This window comes from Curtobacterium sp. AC268 (assembly GCF_979258745.1).
Genome location: NZ_OZ409878.1, coordinates 3423036 through 3439153 on the forward strand (window position 1 = coordinate 3423036; position 16118 = coordinate 3439153).

At 72.5% G+C, this 16118-nt stretch carries 18 protein-coding genes; 11 read left to right on the top strand and 7 right to left on the bottom strand.

The genetic code is table 11. The features are described 5' to 3' along the window. Positions 1-44 precede the first annotated feature (44 nt). From ACZZ9K_RS16210 to ACZZ9K_RS16220, 3 genes are read right to left on the bottom strand one after another with little or no spacing between them, the layout of a single operon-like run. The gene (locus tag ACZZ9K_RS16210) at positions 45-314 is read right to left on the bottom strand and encodes a protealysin inhibitor emfourin (RefSeq protein WP_051596534.1); all 270 of its coding nucleotides are present in this window, start codon (positions 312-314) and stop codon (positions 45-47) included. A 29-nt stretch (positions 315-343) separates the two neighbouring features. Next, complete coding sequence (locus ACZZ9K_RS16215) at positions 344-1393, bottom strand: M4 family metallopeptidase (RefSeq protein WP_463444591.1); 1050 nt, start codon at positions 1391-1393, stop codon at positions 344-346. A gap of 59 nt (positions 1394-1452) precedes the next feature. Further along, positions 1453-2529 (bottom strand): glycoside hydrolase family 6 protein, encoded by a 1077-nt coding sequence (locus tag ACZZ9K_RS16220; protein WP_463444592.1) that lies wholly within the window; start codon positions 2527-2529, stop codon positions 1453-1455. 182 nt (positions 2530-2711) lie between these two features. Between ACZZ9K_RS16220 and ACZZ9K_RS16225 the strand changes: the two genes are divergently transcribed. From ACZZ9K_RS16225 to ACZZ9K_RS16260, 8 genes are all read left to right on the top strand, one after another. Then, entirely contained in the window at positions 2712-3161 is a 450-nt protein-coding gene (locus ACZZ9K_RS16225; RefSeq protein ID WP_463444593.1) for a VanZ family protein, read from the top strand. 100 nt (positions 3162-3261) lie between these two features. Next, entirely contained in the window at positions 3262-3531 is a 270-nt protein-coding gene (gene rpsO, locus ACZZ9K_RS16230; RefSeq protein ID WP_017885935.1) for a 30S ribosomal protein S15, read from the top strand. Between the two features lie 243 nt (positions 3532-3774). Then, positions 3775-4392 carry a CE1759 family FMN reductase gene (locus ACZZ9K_RS16235; protein WP_071245007.1) on the top strand — a complete coding sequence of 206 codons (618 nt, stop codon included), beginning with the start codon at positions 3775-3777 and terminating at the stop codon, positions 4390-4392. Between the two features lie 134 nt (positions 4393-4526). Further along, entirely contained in the window at positions 4527-4877 is a 351-nt protein-coding gene (locus ACZZ9K_RS16240; protein ID WP_463444594.1) for a hypothetical protein, read from the top strand. Continuing rightward, complete coding sequence (locus tag ACZZ9K_RS16245) at positions 4874-5803, top strand: FAD:protein FMN transferase (protein WP_463444595.1); 930 nt, start codon at positions 4874-4876, stop codon at positions 5801-5803. The genes ACZZ9K_RS16240 and ACZZ9K_RS16245 overlap by 4 nt, the downstream gene beginning before the upstream one ends. After that, positions 5803-6360, top strand: coding sequence for a ferric reductase-like transmembrane domain-containing protein (locus ACZZ9K_RS16250; RefSeq protein ID WP_035807679.1), 558 nt, complete (start codon positions 5803-5805; stop codon positions 6358-6360). The genes ACZZ9K_RS16245 and ACZZ9K_RS16250 overlap by 1 nt, the downstream gene beginning before the upstream one ends. Then, a complete protein-coding gene (locus ACZZ9K_RS16255) occupies positions 6357-7664 on the top strand; it encodes an NADH-ubiquinone oxidoreductase-F iron-sulfur binding region domain-containing protein (RefSeq protein WP_463444596.1) in 1308 nt (435 codons plus the stop codon). The genes ACZZ9K_RS16250 and ACZZ9K_RS16255 overlap by 4 nt, the downstream gene beginning before the upstream one ends. Continuing rightward, a complete protein-coding gene (locus ACZZ9K_RS16260) occupies positions 7661-7960 on the top strand; it encodes a ferredoxin (protein WP_463444597.1) in 300 nt (99 codons plus the stop codon). The genes ACZZ9K_RS16255 and ACZZ9K_RS16260 overlap by 4 nt, the downstream gene beginning before the upstream one ends. 41 nt (positions 7961-8001) lie before the next feature. Here the strand turns inward: ACZZ9K_RS16260 and ACZZ9K_RS16265 are convergent, their stop codons facing one another. Next, positions 8002-9219, bottom strand: a complete 1218-nt coding sequence (locus ACZZ9K_RS16265; RefSeq protein WP_463444598.1) for a coiled-coil domain-containing protein — start codon at positions 9217-9219, stop codon at positions 8002-8004. 281 nt (positions 9220-9500) lie between these two features. On the opposite strand from ACZZ9K_RS16265, the gene ACZZ9K_RS16270 reads away from it, so the two are divergent. After that, positions 9501-11780 (top strand): polyribonucleotide nucleotidyltransferase, encoded by a 2280-nt coding sequence (locus tag ACZZ9K_RS16270; protein WP_017885932.1) that lies wholly within the window; start codon positions 9501-9503, stop codon positions 11778-11780. Positions 11781-11963: 183 nt separating this feature from the next. On the opposite strand, the gene ACZZ9K_RS16275 is transcribed toward ACZZ9K_RS16270, so the two are convergent. Both ACZZ9K_RS16275 and ACZZ9K_RS16280 read right to left on the bottom strand, forming a co-directional pair. Continuing rightward, on the bottom strand, positions 11964-12491 hold the full coding sequence (locus tag ACZZ9K_RS16275) for a YbhB/YbcL family Raf kinase inhibitor-like protein (protein WP_463444599.1): 528 nt from the start codon (positions 12489-12491) through the stop codon (positions 11964-11966). Between the two features lie 170 nt (positions 12492-12661). Next, on the bottom strand, positions 12662-13309 hold the full coding sequence (locus ACZZ9K_RS16280) for a TetR/AcrR family transcriptional regulator (protein WP_110859266.1): 648 nt from the start codon (positions 13307-13309) through the stop codon (positions 12662-12664). A 251-nt stretch (positions 13310-13560) separates the two neighbouring features. On the opposite strand from ACZZ9K_RS16280, the gene ACZZ9K_RS16285 reads away from it, so the two are divergent. Together ACZZ9K_RS16285 and ACZZ9K_RS16290 are read left to right on the top strand one after the other, a co-directional pair. After that, positions 13561-14895, top strand: coding sequence for a M16 family metallopeptidase (locus ACZZ9K_RS16285; protein WP_071245003.1), 1335 nt, complete (start codon positions 13561-13563; stop codon positions 14893-14895). Positions 14896-14903: 8 nt separating this feature from the next. Beyond that, positions 14904-15506 (top strand): histidine phosphatase family protein, encoded by a 603-nt coding sequence (locus tag ACZZ9K_RS16290; protein WP_027464756.1) that lies wholly within the window; start codon positions 14904-14906, stop codon positions 15504-15506. A gap of 114 nt (positions 15507-15620) precedes the next feature. On the opposite strand, the gene ACZZ9K_RS16295 is transcribed toward ACZZ9K_RS16290, so the two are convergent. After that, positions 15621-16112 carry a GNAT family N-acetyltransferase gene (locus ACZZ9K_RS16295; RefSeq protein WP_463444600.1) on the bottom strand — a complete coding sequence of 164 codons (492 nt, stop codon included), beginning with the start codon at positions 16110-16112 and terminating at the stop codon, positions 15621-15623. Between the last annotated feature and the right edge of the window lie 6 nt (positions 16113-16118).

The window sequence follows — 16118 nt, forward strand, 5'->3', positions numbered from 1 at the left end:
GGCGGACGGGAGGCCCGGTGCGGGCCCGCCACGGGCCTCCCGGCTCAGGTCGGGTCGCCCTCGGAGCGCACACGCGCGACCAGGTCGGCCCACGGACCGTCGAGGCGGCGACCGGGGATCGTCACGGTGGTGCGCTCGACGGTGATCGTCCAGCTGAAGTCGTCGGGGACGGGCGCTGCCGTCGGCGCCGGGGTGCGCTGCAACGCATCGACGACCTCGGACCACGCCGTGGGGTCGCTGCTCGTGTCGGTGTCGACCCGCCAGCGCCGTGTGGTGCCGGCGAAGCCCCCGGAGCGGCGGACCTCGATGCGCATGCCCACGACGCTACGCCCGGGTGGCGCGGTCAGTCGAGCACGCCCACCTGCTGCCAGGCCTGGCGCACCGCGGTCTGCTCGGCGGAGCCGTTCCCGAACCGCCGCCCGGCCACGTCGACGGTGACGGTGGCGAAGCCCGCGAAGTCGATCGAGGCGGTCACCTCGGGCGACGTCAGGGCGTCCCACCAGACGGCACCGGCGCCCAGCCACGCGGGGCCGCCGATCGCCGTGGCCGCCAGGAAGAACGAGTGGTTCGGTATGCCGGAGTTCGTGTGGACCCCGCCGGCGTCGTCCGTGGTGTCGACGAACCCGGCCATGGTCGCCGGTTGCGGGTCCTTCCCGAGCACCGGGTCGTCGTACGCGGTGCCGGGGGCTCGCATCGACCGGAGCGCGTCGCCCTGCACGGCGTCGGTGAACAGCCCCTCGCCGATGAGCCAGCTCGCCTGCTCGGCCGTCTGCCCCGCCGCGTACTGGGCGACGAGGGAGCCGAAGACGTCGCTGATCGACTCGTTGAGGGCGCCCGACTGGCCCTGGTAGGTCAGGTCGGCGGTGTACTGCGTGACGCCGTGCGCGAGCTCGTGGCCGATGACGTCCAGCGCGACGGTGAAGCGGCGGAACACCTCGTCGTCGCCGTCGCCGAACACCATCCGGTTGCCGTCCCAGTAGGCGTTGTCGTAGTCCTGGCCGTAGTGCACGGTCGCGTCGAGGGGGAGCCCCGCGCCATCGATCGACACCCGGTCGAACACCTCGAGCCAGAAGGCGTGCGTGGCACCGAGGCCCGTGTACGCCTCGTCGACCGCGGCGTCACCGGAGTCGGCGTCGCCCTCGCGCCGGACGACGGTGCCGGGCAGCGTCGTGGTGCCGTGCGCGTCGGTGATCGTCCGCTGCGGGGAGCGGTCGACGGTGCCGCTGACGCCGCGCGGCGCGACCAGGTGCTCGTGCTTCGGCGCCTGCACGGCGTCGAGCGAGGCCAGTGCGGTGCGTGCCGCCGAGGCCGCCCGGGGGAACGCCTGAGCATCGGCGACGGCGCGGAGCAGGTAGGGCGGGACGACGGAGCGGATGCGGTCGGTCGCGGTCATGCGCACATGCAACCACCGGGCACCGACACGGCCCTGCGCGGGCTGTCGGGCGGCGGCGGTCAGTCGCGCTTGCGGTGCTCGACGAGGGCCAGCGCGTACGACTCCCACCACTGGCCGGCCGCGGGGCCGCCGTTGCAGGTGCCGTCGCTGAGCCCCGGCGTCTTCACCCAGAGCAGGGCGTCGAGCCGGGTGCTGCCGCCGGTGACGTGCGGCTCCTGGCCGAGGCCGGCGCCCTCGGGGTTGCACCAGGTTCCCCGCCACCCCTGCCCGTTCCGGGAGACGTCGATGACGAAGTGCGGGTCGCCGCCGATCGCGTCGGCGAGCTCGTCGGCGTACGCGCGCTCCTGGTCGACGCGGTAGAAGTTCGACACGTTCGTGAAGAACCCCTGCACCTCGTCGACGCCGGCCTGCCGCAGCCAGTCCGCCATGGTGGCGGTCGGCACACGGTTCTCGTTGCCGCCGTCCAGGTACACGGTGAGCCCGTGGCCGGTCAGCGCGTCGACGGCCTTCCGCAGCAGGGGCAGGCGTTCGTCACGCAGCCGCTCGCAGTTCTGGATCTGGGCGATCGAGTCGGGTTCGACGAGCACGACGGCGTGCGAACCGGCCATCGCACGGACGGCCGACCGGACCCATGGCAGGTAGGCGTCGTCCGCGGTGCCGCCCTTCGAGTAGCTGCCGCAGTCGCGGTCCGGGATGCTGTAGAGGACGAACACGGGGGTGCCACCGCGTTGCTTCGCCGTGCTGACGACCGACCGGATCGTTGAACGGGTCTCGGCCCGCGAGGTGTTCGTCAGCCAGGTCGCGATCGGCTGGTCGGCGATCACGGCGATCTGCTCGGCGGTCGCGGCGTCGCCGGCGGCCCGTGCCTGTCGCTCGCGGATGCCGGCCTGGTTCACGGCGGTCGGCTGGCGCGCGAGCCCGCCCGGGAACGCCTCGGCGGCGGACTTCCGCTCGGCGACGGTGCGCCCGCTCGGGGTGCCGTCGCCGTCCGGCTGGCCGCCGTTCCACGGGCCGACGACCACGAGCGTCGTGACGACCGCGGCGACGACGACGGCGGCGACGGCGATCCACCCCCACTGCCGCAGGCTGCCGGTGCGGCTGCGGCGCGGGGTGCTGGGTGCCTCGTGCTCCGGCATGCTGCGGTGCTCCTGATCTGCCCGTGCGGTGTCGGTGGTGTGGGCACCGATCGCGCCCCGACCCATGCTGACAGGTGCGGGGGAGTCCTGACCAGCGCCGATCCACGATCCCCCAGGAGTCGCACCGGTCGCTGACAGGAGCGCTCCAGCGACCGGCCAGGACCGTGCAGCACACTGTCCGGATGTTCCGTCGACTCCTCCTCCTCGCCCTGACCGCGGGCTACGCCTGGGTGATCTGGCGGATGACGCTGACCCCGCAGGTCTTCACCTCTGCCCAGAACTCGCTCGTCCTGCACGCGATCGCCTGGGTGCAGCAGCTCCCGCACGGTACGTGGTTCACGTACGAGCGCACCGAGTTCCTCGCCAACATCGCGATGTTCGTGCCGGTGGGGGTGCTCGCGGCGCTGTTGCTGCCCCGGCGCTGGTGGATCCTCGGCGCGCTCGTCGCGGTCGCGCTGTCCACGGGCATCGAGTTCGCGCAGGCCACCTACCTGCCGTACCGCGTCGCGGACCCGCGCGACGTGCTGTCGAACGGCCTCGGCGGACTGCTCGGCGCGACGCTGGTCGGACTCGTCCGCAGTCTGCTGCCGGACCGTCGCCGCCGACGCCGGCTGCACCCCAGGACCGTCTAGGACTCTGGTAGTCTTGTGCGGTTGCCGTCGAACGGCCGCGGACAAAGAGCGCTCGTGCATCAGGCACGGGCACCGCGCAACGGACAGGAAGGGGATCACCATGGCACTTGACGCACAGGTCAAGCAGGAGATCATCGAAGAGTACGCGACCCACCCGGGCGACACCGGATCCCCCGAGGTCCAGGTCGCCGTTCTGACGCGTCGTATCAACGACCTGAACGAGCACCTCAAGGAGCACAAGCACGACCACCACTCGCGTCGTGGCCTGCTCCTCATGGTCGGTCAGCGTCGCCGTCTCCTCGGCTACCTCTCCGACGTCGACATCGCCCGCTACCGCACGCTCATCGAGCGCCTCGGCCTGCGTCGCTAGTCGACCGACACACGCTTGACCGAACGCCCCGGACCTCTTCGTGAGGACCGGGGCGTTCTTCGTTCCCGGGGCGGTCACGATTCGTCGGTTACCGGGGTCCCGGTCGACACTTCGTGACCGCTCCACAGTCAGCGCGCGGGGAGTCGTGACCGAACGGCACGCTGCTCGACGGCGGGAATGGTCGTGACGGTGACTCGGTTGGATGCTATGTTCATGCAAACGCATCGAAAGTCGGGAAGCATCATGACCACCATCGCCGTCGTCTCCGCCGGACTCTCCGAGCCCAGCTCCACCCGCCTGCTCGCCGACCGTCTGGGCGAGGCCGCCGTGGCGTCGCTCGTCGCCGAGGGCACCCCGGCACACGTCGTGCACGTCGAACTCCGGCCGCTCGCGCACGAGATCACCGACGCGATGCTCACCGGCTTCGCGGCCCCGGCGCTCTCCGCAGCGATGGCCGCCGTGGTCGAGGCCGACGCCGTCGTGTTCGTCACGCCGATCTTCACCGCGGGCGTCAGCGGACTCGCGAAGTCGTTCCTGGACGTGCTCGACAAGGACTCCATGGCCGACATGCCCGTCCTGCTCGGGGCCACCGGCGGGACTTCGCGGCACTCCCTCGCGATCGACCACGCCCTGCGGCCCGTCTTCGCGTACCTGCGCGCGGCGATCGTGCCCACCGGGGTCTTCGCCGCGACCGACGACTGGGGGACCGACGGTGACGCGGCCGCCCTGGACGGTCGCATCCGCCGGGCCGGAGCGGACCTGGCCTGGGCGATCCGGGCCTCCAGGCGGGCCCCGCAGGAAGCCGACGCGCTCCCGGCGACCCCGGACTTCGCGAGCCTGCTCGGCGGCCTCGGCCACTGACCGACGGTCCGCCGCCGTCGCCGGGAGCACGTGCTCTTAGACGGACCACAGGGTTCGTACGGTCGGTGCGCGGCGGGTGCGCGGCTGGCTCATCGGTGCCCTCGGGAACCTCGTCATGACGACGAGGAGCACCGATGGACACCAGAGGCAGCGGCAGGCGATGCGCACGGATCACGAGTGCGCTCGTCAGCATGGGCGGGCTCGTGGTGGCGATGGTCACCGGTGCGGGGCTCTGGCTCGGGCACGAGCAGGCGAGCACGAGCAGCGACACAAGCACGAGCAGCAGTGCCGACACGAGCACGACAACCGACTCGTCGACCCAGCCGACCGACGCCGCGACCGACTCGACGAGCGACTCCGACTCGTCGACCAGCTCCGGCACGACCGGCTCCGGCACGACCGACTCCGGCACGAGCGACTCGGATACCGGCGTCTCGCAGGGCACCACCGGCGGGACCTCCGACACCACGACGACGGGGTCGTGACCGTGCGCGCCGCCACCGAGTGGGACCTCTGGACCACGACCGCCCGGGTCGTCCTCGACCACCGGGACCGTCGGCACCTCGCTGCCGCGGAGTCCTGCGTCCGGCAGGTCACCTCCGCCGTCGACGCCGCGTGCAGCCGCTTCCGCGACGACTCCGAACTCACCGCATGCGCCGACGACCTGGTGCGCGGAACCGAGGTGTCGCCGCTCCTCGCCGCACTGGTGCACCAGGCCCTCGACGCAGCCCGGCTCTCCGACGGTGACGTCGACCCCACCCTCGGGCGCCGGATGGTGTCCCTCGGGTACGACGCCGCCTTCGCCGACGCCCGGCCGGTCCCGTCGCCCGAGGCCCTGTCTCGTGCACTCGACGACCGTCCGGCATGGCAGCGCATCCTGCTGTCGGGCACGTTCCTGCGCATCCCCGAGGGGGTCTCCCTCGACCTCGGTGCCACGGCGAAGGCCGCTGCCGCCGACATGGCCGCGGCGAGCATCACCGCACGGCTCGGCATCGGTGCGCTGGTGTCCCTCGGCGGTGACGTCGCGACCGCCGGCCCGGATCCGTCCGGCGGCTGGCAGGTGCGGGTGGAGGACCTCGAGGGTGACCCGGTCGACCACGTCCGGATCGCCTCGGGGTGGTCCGTGGCCACCTCGAGCACGCAGAAGCGCCGCTGGGAGCAGGACGGCACCGCCCGGCACCACATCCTCGACCCGCGGTGGGGTCTGCCCGCCGAGCCGGTCTGGCGCACGGTGACCGTCGTCGCCCCGTCGTGCACCACCGCCAACACGATGACGACCGCCGCCGTGGTGCGCGGTCGCGCCGCCGCCGAGTGGCTCCGGCAGAGCGGACGCGCCGCCCGGCTCGTCGCCGCCGACGGCACGGTCGTGCGGCTCGGCGGCTGGCCCGACGACCGATCGGCGGTCGCCTGATGGACACCGCGCTCTGGGTGATCGGCCGGGGGACCGGGGTCACCGCCGTCCTGCTCCTCACCCTCACGGTGCTCCTCGGCATCGTCACCAGGGGCGGACGACCGCTGCCCGGACTGCCCCGGTTCGCCGTGCAGCTCGTGCACCGCGACGTCGCCCTCGCCGCCACCGTGTTCGTCGCGGTGCACGTGGGTTCGCTGCTGCTCGACACCGAGGCCGAGCTGCGCCTCCTCGACACGGTCGTGCCGTTCGTCGGCGCCTACCGGTGGTTCTGGCTGGGGCTCGGCACCCTGGCCGTCGACCTGCTCGTCGTGCTCGTCGTCACCGCACTGCTCCGCCGCGCGATCGGCCCGCGGGTCTTCCGCGCAGTGCACTGGGCGGCCTACGCCATGTGGCCGATCGCCCTGGCCCACGCGGTCGGCACGGGGACCGACGGCACCTCCGTGTGGTTCCTCGTACTCGCCGGCGTCTGCACCGCGGCGGTCGTCGTCGCCGTCGTCTGGCGCTGCACCGCCCGTGTCACCGAGTTCCGTTCCGCGAAGCTGGAGGTCGTCCGATGACCCTGACCCACCCCCGCACCGTCGTCCCGCCCACCGGCACCCGACGGCTCCTGGCCGCACCCGGTCCGACGCGCATCGACCACGAGGACACCTTCGGCCCGCTCCCGCAGCTCGGCCCGTGGGTGATCGACGAACTCGGCCGCGCCGGCGTCGACGGCCGCGGCGGAGCCGGGTTCCCGCTCGCCCGGAAGCTCGCCGCCGTGACCGCCCGCGGCCGCCGTCGGGGACGGGGTGCGCCCCTCGTGGTCGCGAACGCCGCCGAGGGGGAACCCGCCAGCCGCAAGGACGCCGTCCTGCTCGAGCGCGCACCGCACCTGGTGCTCGACGGCATCGTCGTCGCGGCCGCCGCGATCGGTGCCTCCGAGGCAGTGCTCGCCACGAGTGACCGACTCGCCGGCCCGGTCCGCCGGGCCCTCGCGGAACGCGCCGACCGCGGCACCGACCGCGGCGGCGACCCCGTGCCGATCAGCCTGCGGGTCCTGCCCCACGCCTCCTTCGTCTCCGGGGAGGCCAGCGCCCTCGCCTCGGCCGTCGCCGGTGGCCGGGGTGTGCCCGAGGACCGCGTGGTGCGGCTCGCCGAACGCGGGCCGAGCGGGCGACCGACCCTGGTGTCGAACGTCGAGACCCTCGCTCAGGCAGCACTCGTCGTGCGCTTCGGGGCGGCGTGGGCGCGGGGTGTCGGCAGCCCGAGTGCCCCCGGCACGCGGCTCGTCACGGTGAGCGACGTGACGGACCCGACCACCGCGGTGGTGCTGGAGACCGCCGGGGGTGCGCCGCTCGGGGAACTGCTGCGGGCCTCCCGGCTGCCCGTGACCGATCCGGCGCAAACGCGCGCCGTACTGGTCGGCGGATGGGGCGGGACGTGGCTGCCGGCCGCGGCCCTCGACACGTCCTTCGACCCCGAGGGACTGGCTCGGTGGGGTGCCGCGCCCGGGGCCGGGGTGCTCGCCGTGCTCGACGACCGGACCTGCCCGATCGCGGTGACGGCCCGGCTGGCGACGGCGCTCGCCGGAGCGTCGGCCGGACGGTGCGGACCGTGCGTGAACGGGCTGCCGCGGATCGCCGACGTCGTCGGGGACCTGGCGTCGGGGCGAGCCGGCGTCGGGAGCGTCGCCTCGGGGCGATCCGCCGGTGACCTGGCAGGCGAGGTGCATCGGGTCGCCGCGCTGGTGGACGGTCGCGGGGCGTGTCACCACCCGGACGGGGTGGCGCGGATGGTGCGGAGCGCGCTCGACGTGTTCCACGACGACGTGCAGGCGCACCTCGGCGGCCGGTGCCTGCTGCAGCGCGGGGGTGCGCGGTGAGCGGGGGCGTCGGCGCGGGTGCGGGTGCGGGCGACGTCGCGCTGCACGTCGACTGGACCCGCTGCCGGGGCCGGGGGCTGTGCACGGAACTGTTCGCCGAGCGGCTCGAGCGCGACGAGTGGGGCTACCCGATCGCCCGGGCCGGCGACCCAGGCGGCCCCGGTGCCCGGACCGGCGACCCGGGCGACCCCGGCACCGGCACCCGCGACGTCCCGGTCCGTCCGCACGAGCGGGCCGCTGCGGCCGACGCCGTCGCGATGTGCCCCCTGCAGGCGCTCCGGCTGGTGGAGCGGTGAACGGCCGGAGCCCGGAGCCCGGAGCCCGGCCGGCCGAGCGCTCAGTACCAGTGCGGGTTGACGCTCATCTCGTGACCCCACGCCCCGCAGGGCGAGCCGTAGGCGCTCTTGATGTACGCGAGCCCCCAGTCGATCTGCGTGTTCGCGTTGGTGCGCCAGTCGGCTCCGGCGACCGCCATCTTCTCGGCCGGCAGCGACTGCGGGATGCCGTAGGCGCCGCTCGAGGCGTTGAGGGCGTTCGCCCGCCACCCGGACTCCTGCGTCCAGAGCGACACCAGGCACGAGAACTGGTCGGAGCCCCAACCGTACGACCCGAGCGCGCTCCGTGCGTAGGCCTGTGCGGCCGCGGGGTCCACGGCGACGCCCCCGGTGCTCGGGTAGGACGAGCCGGTGCCGCCGCTGGTCGCGCCGCCGCTGGAAGCGCTGCTGCTGGCGTTCGCGGCGTTCGCGTTCGCCGCCGCCTCGGCCGCCGCCGCTGCGGCCCGCTTGCGCTGCTGTTCCGCCTTCTGCGCAGCGACCCGCTGGCCGAGCTCGTACCCGGCCTCCTGCTTCGCGGTGCTGTCCTTGAGCGACGCGAGTTGCGCGTACAGCTCGTCGCTGTGCTGCTCCGTCGACTCGACGGCGGCGTCCGCGGCCTGTTCCGCCGACTTCGCCGCGGCCGAGCGCTCCTCGGCCGCCTGCGCGCGCGTCGCGCGTTCCGTCTCGGCCCGCTCGGCCTGCTCGTGCAGCGAGGACGCCGTGCCGGCCGCGACGGACGCCTCGTCCATCACACCGGACCAGGTCTCCGACAGCTGGTCGAGCGCGCCGAGCTGGTAGAGCAGCTGGTCCGGGTTCTTCGCGGTCGCGATGCGGGTGGTCATCTGGTTCGTGCTGCCGTCGCGGTACAGGTTCGCGGCCAACTGGCCGGCCCGCTGCTGGGCCCGGTCCGCCGTCTCACTCGCGTGCTGCGCCTGGGCCTGGAGGCTCGTGGCGGCCTGGGTGGCCGACGCCAACTCCGACTCGGCCGCGTCCGCCTTCGACGAGGCCACCAGGGCGGCCTGTGACTTCGCGGCTGCTTCGTCCTGCGCCGACTGCAGCGCGGCCTGCACCTTCTGCACCTCGGCGCGCTTCGCGGTCTCGTTGCCCTTGGCGCGCTGGACGTCCTGCCACGTGGGGTACTCGGTGGCGTTCGCGGGGGCAGCGGTCAGGTCCGGGGCGACGAGCGCGCCGACGACCACGGCGGCCGCGACGAGCACGCCCCGCGAGGGGGTGAAGCGCATGTGGGCAGGCTACCGATGTTCACCATGAGTCCAGCGAGCCGCGCCGCCGACAGCCTGAGGACTGGTAAAGTCCATCGTGTCCGAGGACTCATTCCCCGGACGTCACACACAACACTGCGCAGGCCGGGCACGGAGCTGGTCATCGGTGGTGGCTCGCGGGCCGGAACGGTTTCCCGAGTGCTTCTACTGCTGGCCAGACATGCGTCCGGAACGATCGGCGCGCACGCACCATCGAGTGCCGTCGCCATGGCCTGCCGGAAACACATCAAGGAGGCGCCCTTTTGGAGGGTCCCGAGATCAAGTTCGCCGAAGCCGTCATCGACAACGGCAAGTACGGCAAGCGCACCGTCCGGTTCGAGACCGGTCGGCTCGCACAGCAGGCCCAGGGCGCGGTCGCCGCGTACCTGGACGAGGAAACGATGCTCCTCTCGGCCACCAGCGCCGGCAAGCACCCGCGTGAGGGCTTCGACTTCTTCCCGCTGACCGTCGACGTCGAGGAACGCTCCTACGCCGCCGGCAAGATCCCCGGTTCGTTCTTCCGTCGTGAAGGCCGTCCGTCGACCGAGGCCATCCTCGTCTGCCGTCTCATCGACCGGCCGCTGCGTCCGTCGTTCGTCGACGGCCTCCGCAACGAGGTGCAGATCGTCATCACCGTCCTGAGCATCGCTCCGGACGAGTTCTACGACGCGCTGGCGATCAACGCCGCGTCCGCGTCGACGCAGATCTCCGGTCTGCCGTTCTCCGGCCCGATCGCCGGTGTGCGCCTCGCGCTCATCGGTGACCAGTGGGTCGCGTTCCCGAAGGCCTCGCAGCTCGCCGACGCCGTGTTCGACCTGACCGTCGCCGGTCGTGTCGTCACGGACGAGGCCGGCAACGAGGACGTCGCGATCATGATGGTCGAGGCCGAAGCCACCGAGCACGCCTGGGACCTCATCCAGGGCGGGGCCACCAAGCCCGACGAGGCCATCGTCGCCCAGGGTCTCGAGGCGGCGAAGCCGTTCCTCAAGTCCCTCGTCGACGCGCAGGCCAAGCTCGCCGCGCAGTCGGCCAAGGAGATCCAGGACTTCCCGGTCTTCCCGCCCTACGCGCCCGAGGTCTACTCGGCTGTCGAGGCACTCGCGCTCTCCGAGCTCGGTGACGTGTACAAGATCGCTGCCAAGACCGAGCGTCAGGACGCCGACGACGCGCTCAAGTCGCGCGTCAAGGCCGCCATCGCCGAGCAGGTCACCGCGGGCTCGCTGCCCGAGGTCGCCAACTCGCAGGTCAGCGCCGCGTACAAGTCGGTCACGAAGAAGGTCGTCCGCGGCCGCATCCTGACCGAGCAGATCCGCATGGACGGCCGCGGCCTCGCCGACATCCGTCCGCTCGACGCCGAGGTCGCCGTGATCCCGCGCGTCCACGGTTCGGCGATCTTCCAGCGCGGCGAGACGCAGATCCTCGGCGTCACCACGCTGAACATGCTCAAGATGGAGCAGCAGATCGATTCGCTGTCGCCCGTCACGAAGAAGCGCTACCTGCACCACTACAACTTCCCGCCCTACTCGACCGGTGAGACCGGCCGTGTGGGTTCGCCGAAGCGTCGCGAGATCGGGCACGGCTTCCTCGCCGAGCGCGCCCTCGTGCCGGTGCTGCCGTCGCGTGACGAGTTCCCCTACGCCATCCGTCAGGTCTCCGAGGCGCTCAGCTCCAACGGCTCGACCTCGATGGGTTCCGTCTGCGCCTCGACCCTCTCGCTGCTCAACGCCGGTGTGCCCCTCAAGGCCCCGGTCGCCGGCATCGCGATGGGCCTGGTCTCCGACACCGTCGACGGCCAGACCCGCTACGCGGCCCTGACCGACATCCTCGGCGCGGAAGACGCCCTCGGCGACATGGACTTCAAGGTCGCCGGTACCTCGGAGTTCGTCACCGCGATCCAGCTCGACACCAAGCTCGACGGCATCCCGTCGACGGTGCTCGACGCGGCGCTCAAGCAGGCCAAGGAGGCCCGCTCGGCCATCCTCGGTGTGCTGAACGAGGCCATCGACGCCCCCGACGAGATGGCGGACACCGCTCCTCGCGTCATCTCGGTGCAGATCCCCGTCGACAAGATCGGCGAGCTGATCGGCCCGAAGGGCAAGACGATCAACGGCATCCAGGACACCACCGGTGCCGACATCTCGATCGAGGACAACGGCACCGTCTACATCGGCGCCGTCGACGGTCCGTCGGCCGAGGCCGCTCGTGCCCAGGTCAACGCGATCGCCAACCCGACCAACCCGGAGATCGGGGACCAGTTCCTCGGCACCGTCGTGAAGATCGCCACCTTCGGCGCCTTCGTGTCGCTGCTCCCGGGCCGTGACGGTCTGCTCCACGTCTCCGAGGTGCGCAAGCTCGCCGGTGGCAAGCGTGTCGAGAACGTCGAGGACGTCCTGGGCGTCGGCCAGAAGGTCCTGGTCGAGGTCACCAAGGTGGACGACCGCGGCAAGCTGTCGCTCGCGCCGGTCGTGGCCGACGAGACCGAGGGTGACTCCACCTCGGCCGAGACGGTCCGCGCCCACGCCGAGGACCCGGCCGAGGGCTGATCCTCTCCCGCGTCCTGACGCACGAACGGCCGCCGTCCCTTCCGGGGCGGCGGCCGTTCGCCGTTGCGGGGCGTGTGTGCGTGTTGGCCGCGCGTGCTTTCGCGGTCACCGACACCTCACGAGCACGGCGCCGCGTGAACTGTCGCTGCGCGCGAGAGATCACCGCGCCGTGCCACGTGCCGGTCAGGCCGCGGGGGTCTCCTGCGTGCCCATGAGCTGCGCGCGCCCGAGCAGGTGCCCGCGGAGCATGAAGCCCACGACCGCGGGGGTCGCGTCGGCCGGGACCTCGAGCACGGGGACGTCGAGGGCGCTCAGCGTGAAGAAGTAGCGGTGCACACCGTGGCCCGCGGGCGGAGCGGCCCCGAGGAACGTGTCCGTGCCGAACTCGTTACGGCGGCGGAGCGCCACGGCGGGCAGCAGGGCGTCGTCGGTGCCGGCGCCTGCGGGGAGCGAGGTCGCCGAGCCCGGGATGTCCGTCAGGCTCCAGTGCCAGAAGCCGGAGCCGGTCGGGGCATCGGGGTCGTAGACGGTCAGGACGAAGCTCTTCGTGCCCTCGGGTGCGTCCGACCACTCGAGTGCGGGGGAGCGGTCCTCACCGCCGACGTCGGAGCCGCGTGCCGAGGTGGGCAGCTCGCCTCCGTCGGTGAAGTCGGGGCTCGTCAGGGTGAAGGACGGGACGTCGGGCAGGTTCCAGTTGGGGTCGTTGGCCATGCCCCAAGCCAACACCCGCTGGCTCGGGCTGCGCTCGGTGCGCGCGCGGGGCTGTGGGAGTTCGCACGCGACGGCCTGGAGGCACGGTGCGGGCCCGCCACGGGCCTCCCATCCGACGGCGGTCGCCTCGACCGCCCCGCCGGAGCGACAGATCCGGCGACAGCCGGGCGTCAGCCCGCGAGCACCCGGTCGACCACGCGGTTGAGCGCAGCGGTGGCGGCGATCGCGTCACCGGCGTACGCGCCGGCCATCGCACCGTCGCGCGCGAGCATGAGCTCGTCCGCGCCGTCGCCGGGCAGGGGGTGTCCGGCCTCCTGCAGCAGGGTCGCGAGTCGCTCGGTGTACCAGTCGCGGTGCACGGCGACGACCTGGCGGACCGGATCGCGCGGGTCGTGGTACTCGGCGGCGGCGTGCAGGAACGCACAGCCGCGGAACGCCGGGTCGTTGACGTCGTCGGCCAGTGCGGCGACCCACGCGCGGACGGCCCGGTCGGGGGAGCCGGCGTCGGCGATCAGCTGCTCCATCCGCTCCTGCACGCGCTCGTGCTGGGTGCGGATGTAGGCGAGGATCAGGTTGTCCTTCGACCCGTAGTGCTTGTAGAACGTCGCCTTCGTGACGCTCGCCTCGGAGATGAGGCGGTCGACGCCGACGCTGTGGATGCCCTCTTCGTAGAAGAGCCGCGTGGCGGTCTCGAGGACACGGACCTTCGCGCCGCCGGAGCGGGGAGTCGGGGGGACGCTCGACCCGTCCGGCGACGCGAGGTTCGTGCTCGGGCCGGGGAGACGCTGGACGGCCGGTTGGGGGGAATCGACCGTCACAGCGTGTACTCCTCGGACTCATCGGCTCCGCGACCGGAGTGGGGGGACTCGGTGGTCGCGCAGGACTGATGTCCCGAGCCGCCGGATCGGAACTTAGGGGGGCTTTCGATCCGGCGTGACCAACAGTAGCACAAGGAGGACAGACAGACGAGTCGGTCTGTCCACATTTTCTGTACCCCACTTCGAGTGGCACGCGACCGAGACCGGGAAACTGGGCGGGAGGCATCGACGGATCAGTAGGCTCGTCTGCGATGAACCAGCCAGTGCCACTGCCGCTCGGGGCCCCGGACACGTCGTTCCTGACGTCCGGCGGGGCCTTCGTCCGTCGCACCGTGCTGCCCTCGGGTGTCCGTGTGCTGACCGAGGCGGTGCCGGGCGCCGCGTCGACGAGCATCGGGTTCTGGGTCGGCGTCGGTTCGCGTGACGAGCGCGACGGGCAGTTCGGGTCGACCCACTTCCTCGAACACCTGCTCTTCAAGGGCACCGAGACCCGATCGGCGCTCGACATCGCCATCGCGTTCGACTCGGTCGGCGGTGAGCACAACGCTGCGACCGCCAAGGAGTACACCTGCTACTACGCACGGGTCCGGGACACCGACGTCCCGATGGCCGTGAACGTCATCGGTGACATGGTCACCGGCTCGGTGCTCGAACCGGACGCCTTCGCCGTGGAGCGCGGGGTCATCCTCGAAGAACTCGCGATGGCCGCCGACGACCCGGCCGACGTCGCGGGCGAGGCGTTCTTCGCCGCGGCCTTCGGCGGTCACCCCCTCGGCCGTCCCATCGGCGGGACCCCGGACAGCATCCGTGCGGTCCAGCGCGACGAGGTGCTGGCCCACTACCGCGAGCACTACGCACCGAACGGCATCGTGGTGACCGCCGCCGGGGCCGTCGACCACGACCGGTTCTGCGAACTCGTCGCCGGCGTCTTCCACGATGCCCCCGACGCCGAGCCGCTGCCGCGCCGCACGCCCGAGACCGTGGCCGACCCGGTCGAGGCGAAGCTGTCCGTGGTGCACCGCCCGACCGAGCAGGTCAGCATGCTCCGCGGCTCGCAGGGCCTCGACCTGCGCGACGACCGCCGTCCCTCGCTCAGCGTCCTGAACGCCGTGCTCGGTGGTGGCATGAGCTCGCGCCTGTTCCAGGAGGTCCGCGAGCGCCGCGGTCTGGCCTACGCGGTGTCGTCGTTCGCCCCGGCCTACCTGGACAACGGCGCCTTCGGCGTCTACGCCGGGTGCGCGCCGGACAACGTCGCCGGAGTCATCGACATCGTCGACGCCGAGTTCCGCCGGATGGTCGACCACGGCATCACCGACGACGAGCTCCGACGTGCCAAGGGTCAGATCGAGGGCGCGCTGACGCTCTCGCTCGAGGACTCCGACGCCCGCATGACCCGGCTCGGCCGTTCCGAGCTCGGCACCGGCGAGTACACCGACCTGTCGACGGCGCTCGAGCGCGTCGACGGTGTCACGACCGACGGCGTGCTCGAACTCGCGCGCGACCTGCTGACCCGGCCGACGATCACCTCGGTCGTCGGTGCCGTGCAGCAGGACGAACTCGCCGCGGCCATCGGGATCGGCAGCTGAGCGCGGACATGTCGCACTACCTGTACCTCGTCCGGCACGGCGAACACCAGGACGCCGAACACGGCCTGCGGGACGGCAAGCTCTCCGAACGCGGCAAGCGTCAGGCGACCCTGATCGCCGACCGCCTCGGCGGCGTGCCCTTCGACGGCGTGTACCACTCGCCGCTCGAGGCCCCGAGCGAGACCGCCGCGTTCCTGTCGCAGCGCCTGCCGTCGATCCAGCCCGAGCCCTCGACACTGCTGTTCGACTGCATCCCCTCGGGCCCGACCCCGGACATGCCGCACGCCTACCAGGGCTGGTACGGCGGCATCACCGAAGAGGAGATCGTCGCCGGGCAGGCCCAGATGGGTGACGCCGTGTCGGAGTGGTTCACCCCGGCGCGCGAGGACCGGCACGACCTGCTGATCACCCACAACGCCGTGATCGGCTGGTTCGTGCGTGAGGCGTTCCAGGCCCCCGAGTGGCGCTGGATGGGAACGAACGTCGCCCACACCGCGCTCACGATCATCCGGATCCGGTCGGCGAAACCCGCCGAGGTCGTCACGCTGAACGACCTGGCCCACCTGCCGGTGGAGCTGCGTACCGGTCTGCCGGTCGACCAGCCCGTCTAGCGGCTGCCCGTCCGGCACGCGGTGGCGCGGCCGGGACCTGTGTGCCGGTCGACCAGCCCGTCTCGCGGCTGCCCGTCCGGCACGCGGCGGCGCGGCCGGGAGGCCCGTGGCGGCTCAGACGATCGGCTTGCGGTACCAGGCGGTGGCGTTCGGGTTGTCGTTGAACGGCTCGACCCGCTGGTACCCGCGGCCGCGGTACATCGCGCCCGCCGCCACGAGCGAGTCGTTCGTGTCGAGGACGATGCTCGTCGCACCGAGGTCGGCCCCGGCCCGCTCCAGCAGGTCCATCACGGCCGTCGCCACGCCCGTGCCGCGCCCGGCCGGCGCCACGAAGACGTGCTTGACCTCGAACCGGACGTCGACGGCGCCGGTCGCGTCGACCCCGTCCGCGATCCGACGGAGGCCGCCGCAGCCGACCGCGACGCCGTCGTCGTACGCCACGGCGAACACCCCGTTCGGCGGCGTGAACTCGGCTGCGAGGGTGCGCTTCCGCGAGTACGTGCCCTGCGCGCTCGGGAACGTCGCCTCACGCTCGTCCAGGTACGCATCGAGCAGCGCGTCGACCTCGGGCAGATCGGCCGGCACGGTCCTGACCTCGACTGACATGCGTCG